Consider the following 14,640-nt stretch of genomic DNA (forward strand, 5'->3'; position numbering starts at 1 on the left):
CCCCTCCCCGCTTAATCCCCCTCGATCGGATCGAACTCCAGATGGAGGCTGGCGAGCGCACGCAGGATATAGGTCGGCTCGTAGCTGAAGCTCAAACCGCCGTCGGGCCGCTGATGGGCGGGAGCCAGGCGAATGTTGCCCATGCGGGCCAGCAACCGCTCGATACTGGTCACGACCTCTCGGCGGGCGAGCGGGGCGCCGATACAAGTATGGGCGCCGCGCCCAAAAGCCAGGTGCTCCTTGATCCTGGGACGGTCCATGTCGAACCGATCGGGCTGGGCGAACCGCGTGGGATCTCGGTTGGCGGCCATGTGCGAGAGGAGGATCGCCGTCCCGGCCTTGATCTCGACACCGCCGAGCGTGGTCGTCTTCTGGCATATCCGTCCGCCGCTCTTCACCGAGCCATCGAAGCGCAGCACTTCCTCGACAAAAGCGGGGATGCGGCCGGGATCGTCCCGCAGCAGTTGCTGGATGTCCGGCCTGGTGGCGATGATGCGGAAGGCATTGGCCAGCAGGCGATTCGTCGTATCCTGCCCGGCCCCGAACAGAAACGCGGCCAGACTGGTAAGATCGACCAGCGAAGGCTTCCTGCCATCGGGATAACTCGCCTGGGCCAGTTCATTGAGAATGTCCTCGTGGGCTAGCAAACCGCGCAAGGGGCGCATCAGCGGGTGGGCCGACATGCGCCGCTGCGCGATCAGCTTGAACAGGTCCTTCCCCACGCCCACGAGCGGGTTCTTCAACATCTCCTCTTCGCTGGCGTCCATGGGCACTGGAATCGCGCCCTCCAGCAGGACGCGGAACTTGTTCCGCGTCCGCTCCGACAGCCCCAGCAAGTCGGAAATCACCAGAGCGCCGTAAGGACCGCCATATTGGCGAACGAGGTCCACATGGCCGTCCGCGGCGAACTCGCCGATCAGCCCTTCCGCCGTCGCCAGCAGCTTGGGCTGAAGTTCCTTCAGGCGGCTAGGCGTGAAGAGCCGGGCGATGATCGAACGCAAGTCGGCATGGCGCGCCCCGCCCTCGGTGACGATCTGGTCGCCGAAAGCGATCTGCCCGCGATGGGACTCCAGCTCGGCGGAGATGTCGTCTCCAGTCGGCTCGAACGGGAGCGAGGCCACCGGGCCCGTCACCGCGTTGATCGAGGAAAAGTGCTCGATATCGAGCATGACCTGAATGGTCTCCTCGTAGCCCGTCACGGCGACGGCATTGCGATAGGGCAGACGCACGACTGCCCCCTTCGCGCGGAGAAAATCGAAATAGGCGTGCGGATCGTCGACCAGCGAGACATCGGTGTACCAGTCGGCCGTCTCATAGGCCGAGGGCGCCGGATGAAGTGCTGGACTAGACACGGACTTGATCTCCCGATTCTTATGATCCTTTGTGTATCACAAATTCGAAAGCGGTCAATCGAAGGCGAGACCCGACCGGCGACAGCTTTTGCTCCCGTTTTTCCAGAGGCACGGCTATGAACCGGCGATGCCGACGATCATTCCGCCCGATGCCCCTGCCTTGCCTGCTGCTTTCGACATTCTGGGCATCGCGGTTTTCGCGCTAACCGGAGCGCTTTCCGCGGCGCAGATGCGGCAGACTTTCGTCACGGTCGCATTTTTCGCGCTGATGACCGGCGTCGGCGGCGGCACCTTGCGCGACCTTCTGATCGGCGCGCCGGTCTTCTGGGTGCGCGATCCTTTCGTGGTCCCGGTGTGCCTCGCCGTGGCGATCCTTGCCTGGTTCACACCAGTGCGGTGGTGGCAGGGTCGCTTGCTGGAGTGGGCAGACGCGATGGGCTTGGCGGTCTATTCCGGATTCGGCACGATCAAGGCCATGGCCTGGGGCGTACCGCCGGTGCCGGCCATGGTGATGGGCGTCGTCACCGGCTGCGTCGGCGGGATCGTGCGCGACGTCGTGGCGGGACAGCCTTCGATCCTGATGCGGCCGGAGCTTTATGTGACGGCAGGTGCACTTGCAGCAGCCGTCGCGGCGACCGGACTGGCCCTGGGCTTTGCGCCCGTGCTCACCTGGGCTATCGCCGCAAGCGCCGGCTTTGCCTTGCGCGGCGCCGCAATACATTGGTCGCTCGGCCTCCCTGCGCACGAGGGGGCGGACTGAGCAGCAGGCAAGGCCGCGTCCGGACCGCTAAAGCCCGGGAACGTCGTCGAAGCCGAGATCCACGATCCTTCCGCGAACGATCTCGCATTCGAATGAGCCGCGCGCAGGAGCATTGTCGCGCCAGGCCGGTCCGCCCCCGACTACACGGACCCACCCTTCGATCTCATAACCTTCCGGCTTTCGCTCGACGCTCTTGAGCCCGATGACGTCGACACCGGTGAATTTCGCTGTCTTCGCCGCGTCCTCGGCGGCGGCCACGCACTTGTGGGCCGCCTGCCGCGAACTGACGCCGTAAGCATCGGGCTTGTTGTCCAGCCTGGGATCCGCCGCGAAGCGATCGGTCTGAGCCAGTACCGGAGCCGCCATCACGGCTCCTGCAAGAAGTGCGCAGCGAAACAGTGTCCTGAAAAGGTTCGGCATGGTTCGTCGCTCCCTTGCGGTCGGCCGCCCAAGCGGCCCGCGAACCATGCCATAGTCCGGCTTTCAGCGCCGAACGCAACCCACTCTCATGCCCGCTTGGCGCGGGACCTCACTTCGGAACCGACAGCCCGGTCCACTGCGCCACGAAAGACAGCACATCTGCACTCTCCTCGATCACCTTGTCCGTAGGCTTGCCCGAACCGTGCCCGGCGCGCGTCTCGATACGGATGAGGTGCGGCTTGTCACCCAGAGGCGCCGCTTGGAGGGCCGCCGCATACTTGAAGGAATGCCCCGGCACCACGCGATCATCCGTATCGGCCGTGGTGACCAGAATGGCAGGATAATCCGTGCCCGCCTTGATATTGTGGTAAGGCGAATACGCGCGCAGCACGCGGAAGTCCGCCTCACGGTCAGGATAGCCGTAATCGTCGACCCAATAGCGCCCGGCCGTGAATCGGTCGAAGCGGAGCATATCCATCACCCCGACTTGGGGCACGCCGGCAGCGAACAGGTCGGGCCGCTGGTTCAGTACCGCACCGACCAATAGGCCGCCGTTCGATCCGCCCTGAATCGCCAATCCATCCTTGGCGGCGATGCCCTCTGCCTTGAGGTATTCTCCCGCAGCAATGAAATCGTCGAAGACGTTCTGCTTGTTGGCCCGGCGCCCGGCATCATGCCAGGCGCGTCCGTACTCGCCGCCACCGCGCAAGTTCGCCATCGCGAAGGCGCCGCCGGCCTGCACCCAGGCCATACGGCTCGCCGAGAAGCCCGGCGTCAGCGAAATATCAAACCCGCCGTAGCCGTAGAGCAGCGTCGGTACCGGCTTGCCTGCCTGCGCCACGTCCTTGCGGCGTACCAGGAACATCGGCACACGCGTGCCATCCTTCGAGACGTAGAACCGCTGCTCGACTGCGATTTGCGCGGGATCGAAATCCATCGCCGGTTCCGCGAAGGGCTCCGAAGCGCCGGTATCGAGATTCATGCGGAAGATCGACGCGGGACGGTTGAAGCTGGTGAACGAGTAGAACGTCTCTGGATCGCCCGGTTTACCCCGGAAGCCGGAAGCGGTGCCGATGCCGTTGAGAGCAAGCGCCCTGCCCGGCTTGCCGTCCAACCCGACGATCTCCGCATGGCTGGCGGCATCGCGCATATAGTTGAGAACCAACTGGCGGCCGACGATGCCTGCCTTTTCGAGGATATCCTCGCGTTCGGCCACGACTTGCGTGAACACAGGATCGCTCGCGGCCAGATCGATGCTGACAAGGCGGTAGCGCGGAGCACTCTCGTTGGTCACGAACCAGAGCTTCTGCCCGGCCCCTTCCACAAGCCGCCAGTCATCCTTGAAGCCGGTGACGATCGAGCGCGCGTGCCATCCGGTCTTGCCGCGCTTAGAAAGATCGACCACCCGCACGTCGTAGCGGGAATCCGTGCCGATGTGCGACGTGATGACCGCCAGGCGGCCGTCCTGCGTAACCTCGGCGGTATGGCCGTAGTCAGGATGCTCGGGTGTGGAGTAGACAAGCTCGTCCGCGGCCTGGGGCGTGCCCAGACGGTGGTAGTAGACGCCCTGGTTGTAGTTTCGGCTCTGGAATGCCGCGCCATCCTCCGGTGCGGGGAAACGGGAATAAAGGAAGCCTTCCTCCCCGATCCAAGCCAGCGCGCTGAATTTCACCCAGCGCAGCTCATCTTCAAGGACTTTGCCGCTGGCGGTGTCCATCACATGGAGAATGCGCCAGTCGCTGCCACCGTCCTGTACGCTGTACAGCAGATAGCGGCCCTGCTGCGACGGCTCCCAGGCGTCCAGCGCGGTCGCGCCATCCTTGGCCCAGGCATTGGGATCGAGCAGAAGCCGCGCCTTGCCGTGCAGGCCGTCGCGCACGAAAAGCTGCGACTGGTTCTGCAAGCCGGTGTTGCGCGTATAGAAATACCGGGTGCCAGCCTTCGTCGGCAGCCCGAAGCGCTCGAAGTTCATGAGCGCACTGATGCGCTGCTTGAACCACGCTCGCTGCGGAAGAGTCTCCAGGTAATTCTCGGTGTAGTGCGATTCGCGATCCACCCAGTCGGCCACTTTGGCGTCGTGGCGGACGTCCGCCTCCAGCCATCGATAGGGATCCGCGATCTTTTCCCCGAACAGGGTTTCGACCACATCGTCTCGGCGCGTTTCTGGATAGTTCATCGTGGCCACCGTCTGCGCCGAAACGGGCATGGCTGCAAGCAGCAGGCTGAAAGTCATGGCACAAGCCGTCGCAATATGAGCCCCGCCGAGCCCGCCCTTCCAAGGCATTCCATTCCCCTGATTTCAAAAAACAAAAAGCGGCCGCGAGCCTAGCACTCGCGACCGCTCTTGCAATGTCTGGTCCGCCTCCTTGTGGAAAGCGGGCCTTCAGAAGCTATCAGGCTTCTGCGTATTCTTCGGTTTCGGCAGCAACCGGACCCGAATCCTGGCCCTTGGCTTCCACGTCACGGTCAACCAGTTCGATGATCGCGATCGGAGCAGCGTCCGATGCGCGGATGCCGGCCTTGATGATGCGGGTGTAACCGCCTTCACGGTTCTTGTAGCGCTCTGCGAGCACTTCGAAGAGCTTGGCTTCCTGCGTTTCGTCGAGAAGGCGCGCGTGCGCGAGACGACGGTTCGAAAGGCCGCCATGCTTCGCCAGCGTGATCAGCTTCTCGATGTAGGGACGCAGTTCCTTCGCCTTGGGCGTGGTGGTCTTGATCTGCTCGTGCTTGATGAGCGCGGCGGCCATGTTGCGCAGCAGCGCAGTACGGTGGCCGGACTTGCGCTGCAGCTTGCGGCCGCCCATTTTGTGACGCATGATTTCTTCTCCGTTCGTCAGGCAGCCGTCTCAGGTACTGCCTGCCGGGCGATGTGGTGCGGCCACCGCCCAAAACCGGCTCACGTATCGTGAAGCGCTGCCCTCAAGACGATCTGACTTAAAGAGTCAAGCGCGAAGGGCGGAATTCCGCCCTCATTAAAAGAAGAAGGGCTCCGCATCGCTGCGAAGCCCTTCTTCTTTGCATATCGGAAAGACCGATCAGCCGAGCAGTTCCTGCTCGAGCTTCTTGGCCATTTCTTCGATGTTCTCGGGCGGCCAGCCTGGGATGTCCATGCCGAGGCGCAGACCCATCGAGGAAAGAACTTCCTTGATCTCGTTGAGCGACTTGCGGCCGAAGTTCGGCGTGCGCAGCATCTCGGCTTCGGTCTTCTGGACCAGATCGCCGATGTAGATGATGTTGTCGTTCTTGAGGCAGTTGGCCGAACGCACCGACAGTTCCAGTTCGTCGACCTTCTTGAGAAGGTAACGGTTGAGCTGGTTGGTGTCGCTCTCTTCCGAAGCAGCAGCGCCGCCGGCAGCCATGCCGATCATCGGCGACTGGCCAACCGGAGCGATGTCCTCGAAGTGGACGAACAGCGCCAGCTGGTCCTGGAGAATGCGCGCGGCATAAGCCACGGCGTCTTCAGGGGTGACGGTGCCGTCCGTTTCGACCGCGAGGCTCAGCTTGTCGTAGTCGAGTTCCTGACCGATACGGGCATTGTCGACCTTGTAGCTGACCTGACGGACCGGCGAGTAGAGCGAGTCGACCGGGATAAGACCGATCGGCGCGTCGACAGGACGGTTCGACACGGCGGGGACGTAGCCCTTGCCGGTGTCGGCGGTGAGTTCCATGTTCAGGACCGCACCTTCGTCGAGGTGGCAGATCACGAGGTCCTTGTTCATGACCTCGATATCACCCGAAACGGCGATGTCGCCCGCCTTCACTTCACCCGGGCCAGTGGCCGAGAGCTGAAGGCGCTTCGGGCCTTCGCCCTGCATCTTGAGAGCGATCTGCTTGACGTTCAGGACGATGTCCGTGACGTCCTCGCGCACACCGGCAAGCGACGAGAATTCGTGCAGCACGTTCTCGATCTTGATCGAGGTGATCGCGGCGCCCTGCAGCGAGGAGAGCAGCACGCGACGCAGCGCGTTGCCGAGCGTCAGGCCAAAACCGCGCTCGAGAGGTTCGGCGACGAAAGTCGCCTTCAGCTTGGGGTCGGGTCCCGGCTTGATCTCAAGGCTGTTCGGCTTCTTGAGTTCCTGCCAGTTCTTGATGTTGACAGTCATGGACTTCCCCTGGGAGTGATGGCGGTTACGCCCCGAAGCCTGGTGGAAAGGCTCGGGACGTTCCGAAGCCGGACAGCGACCGGTTCGCCGTCCGGATTAGCTCGATCAGACGCGGCGACGCTTGGAAGGACGCACACCGTTGTGCGGGATCGGCGTCACATCGCGGATCGAGGTAATGGTGAAGCCGACCGCCTGGAGGGCGCGCAGGGCGCTCTCACGGCCCGAACCCGGGCCCTTGACTTCGACTTCGAGGGTGCGGACGCCGTGCTCGGCGGCCTTCTTGCCGGCATCGTCAGCTGCAACCTGTGCAGCGTACGGGGTCGACTTGCGGCTGCCCTTGAAGCCCATCATGCCGGCCGAGGACCACGAAATCGCGTTGCCCTGGGCGTCGGTGATGGTCACCATGGTGTTGTTGAAGCTGGCATTCACATGCGCAATGCCGCTGGTGATGTTCTTGCGCTCGCGGCGCTTAACGCGCTGAGGTTCGCGTGCCATGTTCGTGTATCCTGTCGAAAAATCGCTGGGGGAAACCGGTTGGGTCGATTGCTCGACCCAATCAGCTTACTTCTTCTTGCCGGCGATCGGCTTGGCCTTGCCCTTGCGGGTGCGCGCATTGGTATGCGTGCGCTGGCCACGAACCGGCAGACCCTTGCGGTGACGCAGGCCACGGTAGCAGGCGAGGTCCATCAGGCGCTTGATGTTCATCGCGGTTTCGCGACGAAGATCACCCTCGACCGTGAGGTCGGCGTCGATCGTTTCGCGGATCTGCAGGACTTCGGCGTCCGACAGGTCCTGTACGCGACGGCTGTGATCGATGCCGAGCTTGTCGGCGATCTCGAGAGCCTTGGTACGACCGATACCATGGATGTAGGTGAGCGCGATGATAACGCGCTTGTTGGTGGGGATGTTTACCCCGGCAATACGAGCCACTTAAATCTCCATGCTCCACAGGGAGCGCCCTAGGGACGACCCCTATCTCAACGCTTACTCACCCGAAAGGTGAAATGACAACAGCGCCCGGTCGGCGGCACACTTGGTGCCATCGCCACCCGGACTTGCCGAAACCTTTTGAGTGAAGGGCGCGCATAGAACGATTCGCAAGGGCTGTCAACGCCCGCGAACCCGCTGCCGCTCGATCCCTGTCGCATGTCGGAGCGGGGAGAGTGACTTCGCGATCTGTGTATCGCATCCAAGGGCGTTAGTCAAAGAAACGACCGGGTTCCAGGCGGATGCGCTGGCATAGAGGGGCCGGTCGCCGACCGGCCGCCTTTTCCATACTGTCCCTCGGCCGGAAAGACGAAGCCCCGACCCTCTGCGGCTCGCACCGGCAAAGGATCGGGGCTGTCGGATAGGCTCTGTCGGTCGAGGGGGCGATGCCCCCCTGGTTCAGGTCCTCAGCGCGCCCTCGATGACAGCGGTAACATGATCCATGTCCGCCATGCCATCCACCTTGGCCACGATGCCGCGCGCCTCGTAGATAGGCAGGATCGGCGCTGTCTTGGCGCGGTACTCGGCCAGGCGGGTGCGCACGGTTTCTGCATTGTCGTCCGGACGACGCTTGAATTCCGTCCCTCCGCACTTGTCGCAGACGCCGTCGACCTTGGGCCGCTCGAACGTGTCGTGATAGCCCTTGCCGCAAGTCGCGCAAGTAAAGCGCCCGGTGATCCGCTCGACAAGTGCCTCTTCGTCGACCTCAAGCTCGACCACATGATCGAGCTTGCGGCCACGAGCGGAAAGAATCGCGTCGAGTGATTCCGCCTGCGCCGCGGTACGCGGATAGCCGTCGAAGATCGCGCCGGTATCGGCGCCCATCGCATCCAGTTCGTCGCCGATCAGCGCCGAAACGATGGCGTCCGAAACCAGCTCACCGCGCTCCATTACGGCCTTGGCTTCAAGTCCCGTGGGCGTGCCCGCCTTTACGGCGGCGCGCAGCATGTCGCCAGTCGAGAGCTGGCGCATGCCATGCCGTTCGACCAGACGCTGCGCCTGGGTGCCCTTGCCCGCCCCCGGCGGGCCCAACAGGATGATATTCACGCCTTACCCCTCATCTGTCCCTGAATGCGCTATCAGCGCATACGGCCCTTCAGTTTCGCCTTCTTGATCAGATCGCCGTACTGGTGCGCCAGCAGGTGCGACTGAATCTGAGTAATCGTGTCGACGGTGACGTTGACGACGATCAGCAGGCTGGTCCCACCCATGAACAGCAACGGCAGACCGGTCATCGAGAGGAAATACTCGGGAACGGTGCAGACGATGGTCAGGTAGATCGCGCCGATCACGGTCACGCGCGTCAGCACATAATCGAGATAGTTCGCGGTGTTCTTGCCCGGACGGATGCCGGGAATGAAGCCACCGTTCTTCTTCAGGTTCTCGGCCGTTTCCTCGGGATTGAAGACGACGGCGGTGTAGAAGAACGAGAAGAAGATGATGCCCGATGCGTAAAGCAGCATGTAGAGCGGCTTGCCGTGGCCCAGATACTGGTTGAGCGCGACGACGATCTTGCCCCAGGTCGATTCGGGGTTCAGCGACTTGCCCGCGAACTGGGTGATCGTGAGCGGCAGCAGCAGCAGCGAACTTGCGAAGATCGGCGGGATGACGCCCGCGGTATTGATCTTCAGCGGCAGATGGCTGCGATCCGCCTGCATCATGCCGCGCTGCGTGGCGCGCTTGGGATACTGGATCAGCAGGCGGCGCTGTGCGCGTTCTGCGAAGCAGATCATCAGGATCATCGCCACGATCAGCACGATCAGCGCGATGATCAGGAACGAGCCCGTGTCACCGGCGCTGTAGGCCTGCCCCACGTTGCTCGCGAAAGTCGGCATCTGTGCGACGATACCGGCCATGATGATCAGCGAAACGCCGTTACCGATACCGCGCGACGTGATCTGTTCACCCAGCCACAGCAGGAACATGGTGCCGCCGACCAGCGAGATGACGGCGCCGACGCGGAACAGAAGGCCCGGATCGACGACGGCCTGCAGGCCGCTCGACGCGCCGTAAGCCTCGAGGCTGACGGCCAGGAACCAGCCCTGGATGGCGCAGAGCAGCACGGCGCCATAGCGGGTGTACTGGTTCAGTTTCTTGCGTCCGGCTTCGCCTTCCTTCTTCAGCGCCACCAGCGCCGGGTGAAGCGAGGCAGCCAACTGCACCACGATCGAGCTGGTGATGTAGGGCATCACGCCGAGCGCGATCAGGCTCATTCGCGAAAGCGAACCGCCCGAGAAAGTGTTGAAGAGGTCGAGAATGCCGCCCTGGGTCTTGCTGTAAAGCTGCGAGAGAATCAGCGGATTGACGCCGGGCAGCGGAACGAAGCTCAGGAAGCGGAAAACGATCAGGGCGCCGATCGTGAACCAGATGCGGTTCTTGAGCTCGGTCGCCTTCGAGAAATTGGCCAGGCTCAGAGTGCTGGCGATATTGTCGGCGCGTGAAGCCATGACGTTTTGTAAAGCCTCGATAGTCGGTTCGGGTCCAGCCTTAGCGACTGCAAGAAGGCTTGTCGAACACCGGTTCTGGTCCGCTCATATAGACATTCGTACCGGGTCTGGAAGCCCTGTCGCCCCGCGCCCCATCGAATCCGCCATGTTCAAGGCCGATCCAAGTCAAGGCACCCGTTGGAATGAAGAGAGGGCGAAGCGCATGGCGCCCGCCCTCCCTTTATGAGCATATCGCGGTTGCGATGCCTCAGGCCTCAGCGGCTTCCTTGGCAGGAAGGATCACCGAACCACCAGCCTTCTCGACTGCGGCAACAGCGCTCTTCGAAGCACCGGCAACGTTGAACTCGACCTTCTCGGTCAGTTCACCCTTGGCGAGGAGGCGCACGCCGTCCTTGCCGCCACGGGCCAGGCCGGCGGCCTGGAGAACAGCCTGGTCGACGACGCCCGAGATGTCGAGCTTGCCGGCTTCGATCGCCTTCTGGATCATGCCGAGGTTAACTTCAGCGTAGTCCTTGGCGAACTTCTTGTTGCTGAAGCCGCGCTTCGGAAGACGCATGTGAAGCGGCATCTGGCCGCCTTCAAAGCCGTTGATCGAGACGCCCGAACGCGCCTTGGCACCCTTCTGGCCGCGGCCAGCAGTCTTGCCCTTGCCCGAACCGATGCCACGGCCGACGCGGATACGACGATGACGGGCGCCATCGTTGTCGCGGATTTCGTTCAACTTCATAATCTGCACTCGCTTTCGCTTTTGGTCGCGCTAATGGGAAGGCGGCCCCATAGGCGAACCGGCCGGCCTTGTCACCCCTGAATCCGCGATGTCGCGGCTTCAGCTGCCCCGCATGCGAATCACCAGCTTCGCATCGCCCGGCATCGTTCGCCCTTCGGCGTTGCGTGCGGGCTTCCAATGCAGTTGCTCCCGGCCGAGCCGGCAAATGTCGGCGTCGAACGCCGTCGAAACGGTTTTTGGCTCAAAACTGCAAGATTTGATCTTGCCCTTGGAATCGATGGCGAACTTCAACTCGTGCCGCGTCATCGTGTCCTTGTTGAACACGGTACCGTAAGTGTCGCCCAGCTTGGCCAGTTCGGCGTTGAAGGCCGCCTTGTTGCCGTCCGGAAGCGCCGGCTCTTCCGCAAGCGCGTTATATTCCTGCTCCGTTACCAGCGACTTCATCCGAAGAACCAAGGCAGTCCAGGACAGCGCCCGCGCGATCTGCATCGGCGAATCGCGGTCGACCAGGGCCTGGCACTGGGCACCCGACGGACTGGCATGCTGCGACAGCAGGAATCGCGCGGCCGCCTCGCGGCGATAGGCGATGGCCCAGGCGAGCGGAGTCATACCGAAGAGATCGGGCGAATCGATCGTCGTCAGTCCGTCCAGCGCGTCGCCGGTTGCATCGACAGTGGGCGCCTCCAGCAGTTTGCGAAGCACAGCGACATTCCCCCGGCGAGCAGCGTCGGCCAGTGTCGGGCTTTCCGACAAGGGCCCGAGGTTCGCATAGCCATAGTCGCGCCCGTTACGCTTCACGGCCTTCCTCTCCGCTGTCTTGCCCGAAGCTGCGGCATCCGCGGGCTTTGCACTTGCGCCCTTCTTGTCGGCCTTTACCGGCTTGGCGTCTTTGACGGCCTGTTCCGACTTGCCTTCGCCCTCAACTGCCGGAACCACGCGGCAGACGTCACGATAAGGATAGGCATCATCGGCGATTAGCGTCTCGTTGAAGCTACGTGCGAAATCTCCAAGGGGATCCTCGCCCTCTTCGCCGGCACCCTCGGTGCCCGTGGCGATCGGGATGGGAGCCGGCGTGGGCAGCGCATCGTCGCCGAAATAAGTCACGACGCGCGCCATGCGGGGCGAAAGACCGCCCCGAAGCACGCATTGGGCCCCAAACTCAGTCGTGTCGATGCCGTCCAGCGTGACCGCAGCAACAAGACGAAAATCCCCGGAAGCGGCCGCCTTGTGCGCCTCTGCAACGGGATCGGCCTGTCCAGTGGCGAGCAACGCCTTCAACGCCTTATCCGCAAGCCGGTCACGCTCGAGCGTCGCCGGATCCGCGAGCGGATCGTTACAGGCCGGTTCGGCAGCCGGGCTTTCCTGCACATAGGTTTCGCCGTTGTCGCTCGGTTCGCTGCCCTCGCATCCGGAAACGGCGAGAGCGGCCAGGCACAAGGATGAGGCCGCGATGGTCCTGCGAAGCAATGTATCCCCCGGGGAAATCGAAATCCCGCCGCGCTTAGCACAAGTCATGGCCGATTGGGGAGCCGGACACGCAGCCACACACAGATTTCGCGCTAGCGCGTCGAGCCTCGCCCTGTGCATGGCCCCCAGCGCCCTGCCCTTCGCCAAAACCAGAAAGGCCCCGGTGTTTCCACCGAGGCCTTTCCGAATATCGTGCCTGAGGCAAGTCGATCAGTCGACCACCGCAACCATGTGCGGCAGCTTTGCGATCGCACCACGGACTTCCGGGGTGTCTTCGCGTTCGACGACCTTGTGCATCTTGCCGAGGCCAAGACCGATGAGGATCTTCTTCTGGCTCTCGGGGCGACGGATCGGCGAACCGATCTGCTTGATCTTGATCTTCGCCATGAGACTTACTCCACGATGGCTTCGGCAGCGGCTTCAGCCTCTGCCTCGGTGGCACCACCGCGACCAAGCAGGTCAGCGACCTTCTTGCCACGACGCTGTGCAACCGACTTCGGCGAAGTCTGGTTGACGAGCGCGTCGAAGGTAGCGCGGATCATATTGTACGGGTTCGAGGTACCGACCGACTTGGTCACGACGTCGTGGACGCCGAGGCTCTCGAACACGGCGCGCATCGGGCCACCGGCGATGATGCCGGTACCTGCCGGAGCCGAACGCACGTTCACCTTGCCGGCGCCGAAGTGGCCCCGACCGTCATGGTGAAGCGTGCGGCCTTCCTTCAGTGCCACGCGGACCATTTTCTTCTTTGCAGAAGCAGTGGCCTTCGTGATCGCCTCGGGAACTTCGCGAGCCTTGGCATGGCCAAAGCCTACGCGGCCCTTGCCGTCACCCACGACGACCAGCGCTGCGAAGCCGAAGCGCTTGCCGCCCTTGACCGTCTTCGAAACGCGGTTGATGTGGACGAGCTTTTCAATCAGCTCTTCGCCCTGTTCTTCCTCGTTCCGGCCACCACGGCGGTCGTCGCGACGGCCACGGCCGCCACGCTCACCGCGTTCGCCACGGCCACGGCCACGGCCACGACCTTCACGAGTCTCCTGCGCGTCGCCACCCTGGGGGTGCTCGGCCGCGATCGGTGCTTCGTTGATGTTTTCGTCAGCCATGATCAGAACTCCAGCCCGCCTTCACGGGCGGCTTCGGCCAGCGCCTTGACGCGGCCATGGAAGAGGAAACCGCCACGATCGAACACGACCGAGGTGATGCCCGCCTTCTTGGCGGCCTCGGCGAGTTCCTTGCCCACGCGGACTGCGGCATCCGTATCGGTGCCCTTGGCGCCAAGCGTGTTGGCTGCAGCCACGGTGTGACCCTGCGCATCGTCGATGATCTGCGCATAGATGTGACGGCCGGTGCGGTGCACCGACAGACGGGGACGACCACCCGCACGGGCCTTGAGAGCGGTGCGGACGCGCCGGCGACGGCGCTCGAAAAGGGAAAGCTTGGCCATTACTTCTTCTTCCCTTCCTTGCGGAAGATGAATTCGCCGCGGTACTTGATGCCCTTGCCCTTGTAAGGCTCGGGCTTGCGCCAGCGACGGATTTCGGCCGCGAGTTGGCCGACCTTCTGCTTGTCGACGCCAGAGATCTCGACCGTGGTGTTGTCCGGGGTCTTGACCTCGATGCCTTCCGGCACAGCGATGTCAACGTCGTGCGAGTAGCCGAGCTGCAGCTTCAGGTTCTTGCCCTGAGCTGCTGCACGGTAGCCGACGCCCTTGATCTCGAGGACCTTGGAGAAGCCGTTGGTAACGCCTTCCACCAGGTTCGAGACGAGGGTGCGCTGCATGCCCCAGTGGCTGCGGGCAGCCTTGGTCTGGTTGGCGGGCTGAACGGCAATCGAACCGTCCTCGACCGCGTAGGTCACGAGGTCGGACAGACCCATGGTGAGAACGCCCTTGGGCCCCTTCACCGTGAGGACACCGTTATCGATGGCGGCAGTGACCCCGCCAGGGATCACAACCGGCTTCTTGCCGATGCGGCTCATTAGAACACCTCCGCCAGCACTTCGCCGCCGACGTTCTGCGAACGTGCTTCGGCATCCGAGAGCACGCCCTTGGGCGTCGAGACGATGGTGATGCCGAGACCGTTGCGCACCACCGGGAGTTCCTTCGAACCCGAGTAGACGCGGCGGCCAGGCTTGGAGACGCGAGCGATGTGCTTGATGGCGGGCTCGCCTTCGAAGTACTTCAGCTCGATGCGAAGCTGCGGGTGTGCGCCGGTTGCGTCGTCGCTGAAGCCACGGATGTAGCCTTCGCGCTGAAGCACCTCGAGCACACGGGCACGAAGCTTGGAAGCCGGCGAGAGGACGGTGTCCTTCTTTGCCTGCTGTCCGTTGCGGATGCGGGTGAGCATATCACCCAGGGGATCGGTCATAGCCATTGCTT

The 14,640-nt window shown here is 63.1% G+C and carries 17 protein-coding genes; 1 reads left to right on the top strand and 16 read right to left on the bottom strand.

Annotated features, from left to right (window positions below):
• Positions 1–11: 11 nt before the first annotated feature.
• The gene (locus ACZ1J6_RS14530) at positions 12–1,352 is read right to left on the bottom strand and encodes a cytochrome P450 (protein WP_465128178.1); all 1,341 of its coding nucleotides are present in this window, start codon (positions 1,350–1,352) and stop codon (positions 12–14) included.
• Positions 1,353–1,479: 127 nt separating this feature from the next.
• Between ACZ1J6_RS14530 and ACZ1J6_RS14535 the strand changes: the two genes are divergently transcribed.
• The gene (locus ACZ1J6_RS14535; protein WP_132263785.1) at positions 1,480–2,112 is read left to right on the top strand and encodes a trimeric intracellular cation channel family protein; all 633 of its coding nucleotides are present in this window, start codon (positions 1,480–1,482) and stop codon (positions 2,110–2,112) included.
• A 27-nt stretch (positions 2,113–2,139) separates the two neighbouring features.
• Here the strand turns inward: ACZ1J6_RS14535 and ACZ1J6_RS14540 are convergent, their stop codons facing one another.
• From ACZ1J6_RS14540 to rpsH, 15 genes are all read right to left on the bottom strand, one after another.
• A complete protein-coding gene (locus ACZ1J6_RS14540) occupies positions 2,140–2,478 on the bottom strand; it encodes a hypothetical protein (protein WP_465128179.1) in 339 nt (112 codons plus the stop codon).
• 163 nt (positions 2,479–2,641) lie between these two features.
• Positions 2,642–4,765 carry a prolyl oligopeptidase family serine peptidase gene (locus tag ACZ1J6_RS14545; RefSeq protein ID WP_465128180.1) on the bottom strand — a complete coding sequence of 708 codons (2,124 nt, stop codon included), beginning with the start codon at positions 4,763–4,765 and terminating at the stop codon, positions 2,642–2,644.
• A 160-nt stretch (positions 4,766–4,925) separates the two neighbouring features.
• On the bottom strand, positions 4,926–5,348 hold the full coding sequence (gene rplQ / locus ACZ1J6_RS14550) for a 50S ribosomal protein L17 (RefSeq protein ID WP_132263790.1): 423 nt from the start codon (positions 5,346–5,348) through the stop codon (positions 4,926–4,928).
• Between the two features lie 219 nt (positions 5,349–5,567).
• Positions 5,568–6,635 (bottom strand): DNA-directed RNA polymerase subunit alpha, encoded by a 1,068-nt coding sequence (locus ACZ1J6_RS14555; protein WP_134095333.1) that lies wholly within the window; start codon positions 6,633–6,635, stop codon positions 5,568–5,570.
• Positions 6,636–6,740: 105 nt separating this feature from the next.
• Positions 6,741–7,130: a 30S ribosomal protein S11 gene (gene rpsK / locus ACZ1J6_RS14560; RefSeq protein ID WP_132263794.1), complete on the bottom strand. Its 390-nt coding sequence runs from the start codon at positions 7,128–7,130 to the stop codon at positions 6,741–6,743.
• A 66-nt stretch (positions 7,131–7,196) separates the two neighbouring features.
• Positions 7,197–7,565 (bottom strand): 30S ribosomal protein S13, encoded by a 369-nt coding sequence (gene rpsM / locus ACZ1J6_RS14565; protein ID WP_132263796.1) that lies wholly within the window; start codon positions 7,563–7,565, stop codon positions 7,197–7,199.
• A 456-nt stretch (positions 7,566–8,021) separates the two neighbouring features.
• Positions 8,022–8,669 carry an adenylate kinase gene (locus ACZ1J6_RS14570; protein ID WP_465128181.1) on the bottom strand — a complete coding sequence of 216 codons (648 nt, stop codon included), beginning with the start codon at positions 8,667–8,669 and terminating at the stop codon, positions 8,022–8,024.
• A gap of 32 nt (positions 8,670–8,701) precedes the next feature.
• A complete protein-coding gene (secY, locus tag ACZ1J6_RS14575) occupies positions 8,702–10,069 on the bottom strand; it encodes a preprotein translocase subunit SecY (protein WP_132263799.1) in 1,368 nt (455 codons plus the stop codon).
• A 247-nt stretch (positions 10,070–10,316) separates the two neighbouring features.
• Positions 10,317–10,796: a 50S ribosomal protein L15 gene (rplO, locus tag ACZ1J6_RS14580; RefSeq protein ID WP_465128182.1), complete on the bottom strand. Its 480-nt coding sequence runs from the start codon at positions 10,794–10,796 to the stop codon at positions 10,317–10,319.
• Positions 10,797–10,895: 99 nt separating this feature from the next.
• On the bottom strand, positions 10,896–12,410 hold the full coding sequence (locus tag ACZ1J6_RS14585; RefSeq protein WP_465128183.1) for a hypothetical protein: 1,515 nt from the start codon (positions 12,408–12,410) through the stop codon (positions 10,896–10,898).
• 63 nt (positions 12,411–12,473) lie between these two features.
• Complete coding sequence (gene rpmD / locus ACZ1J6_RS14590; RefSeq protein ID WP_132263804.1) at positions 12,474–12,650, bottom strand: 50S ribosomal protein L30; 177 nt, start codon at positions 12,648–12,650, stop codon at positions 12,474–12,476.
• 5 nt (positions 12,651–12,655) lie between these two features.
• Positions 12,656–13,366, bottom strand: coding sequence for a 30S ribosomal protein S5 (gene rpsE, locus ACZ1J6_RS14595; RefSeq protein ID WP_132263806.1), 711 nt, complete (start codon positions 13,364–13,366; stop codon positions 12,656–12,658).
• A gap of 2 nt (positions 13,367–13,368) precedes the next feature.
• Positions 13,369–13,707, bottom strand: a complete 339-nt coding sequence (gene rplR, locus ACZ1J6_RS14600; RefSeq protein ID WP_086490045.1) for a 50S ribosomal protein L18 — start codon at positions 13,705–13,707, stop codon at positions 13,369–13,371.
• Positions 13,707–14,240: a 50S ribosomal protein L6 gene (gene rplF, locus ACZ1J6_RS14605; protein ID WP_132263808.1), complete on the bottom strand. Its 534-nt coding sequence runs from the start codon at positions 14,238–14,240 to the stop codon at positions 13,707–13,709. Before rplF ends, rplR begins: the two co-directional genes overlap by 1 nt.
• Positions 14,240–14,635 (bottom strand): 30S ribosomal protein S8, encoded by a 396-nt coding sequence (gene rpsH / locus ACZ1J6_RS14610; protein WP_132263809.1) that lies wholly within the window; start codon positions 14,633–14,635, stop codon positions 14,240–14,242. Before rpsH ends, rplF begins: the two co-directional genes overlap by 1 nt.
• Between the last annotated feature and the right edge of the window lie 5 nt (positions 14,636–14,640).

This window comes from Novosphingobium sp. BL-S-21, assembly GCF_055521655.1.

Bases quoted from the DNA above. Each gene is read 5' to 3' on its own strand.
- rplO (WP_465128182.1), bottom strand. From the start codon at position 10,796: ATGAAGTTGAACGAAATCCGCGACAACGATGGCGCCCGTCATCGTCGT.
- secY (WP_132263799.1), bottom strand. From the start codon at position 10,069: ATGGCTTCACGCGCCGACAATATCGCCAGCACTCTGAGCCTGGCCAAT.
- rplQ (WP_132263790.1), bottom strand. From the start codon at position 5,348: ATGCGTCACAAAATGGGCGGCCGCAAGCTGCAGCGCAAGTCCGGCCAC.
- rpsE (WP_132263806.1), bottom strand. From the start codon at position 13,366: ATGGCTGACGAAAACATCAACGAAGCACCGATCGCGGCCGAGCACCCC.
- rplF (WP_132263808.1), bottom strand. From the start codon at position 14,240: ATGAGCCGCATCGGCAAGAAGCCGGTTGTGATCCCTGGCGGGGTCACT.
- ACZ1J6_RS14555 (WP_134095333.1), bottom strand. From the start codon at position 6,635: ATGACTGTCAACATCAAGAACTGGCAGGAACTCAAGAAGCCGAACAGC.
- ACZ1J6_RS14545 (WP_465128180.1), bottom strand. From the start codon at position 4,765: ATGACTTTCAGCCTGCTGCTTGCAGCCATGCCCGTTTCGGCGCAGACG.
- rplR (WP_086490045.1), bottom strand. From the start codon at position 13,707: ATGGCCAAGCTTTCCCTTTTCGAGCGCCGTCGCCGGCGCGTCCGCACC.
- rpsH (WP_132263809.1), bottom strand. From the start codon at position 14,635: ATGGCTATGACCGATCCCCTGGGTGATATGCTCACCCGCATCCGCAAC.
- rpsK (WP_132263794.1), bottom strand. From the start codon at position 7,130: ATGGCACGCGAACCTCAGCGCGTTAAGCGCCGCGAGCGCAAGAACATC.
- rpmD (WP_132263804.1), bottom strand. From the start codon at position 12,650: ATGGCGAAGATCAAGATCAAGCAGATCGGTTCGCCGATCCGTCGCCCC.
- ACZ1J6_RS14535 (WP_132263785.1), top strand. From the start codon at position 1,480: ATGCCGACGATCATTCCGCCCGATGCCCCTGCCTTGCCTGCTGCTTTC.
- ACZ1J6_RS14540 (WP_465128179.1), bottom strand. From the start codon at position 2,478: ATGGCGGCTCCGGTACTGGCTCAGACCGATCGCTTCGCGGCGGATCCC.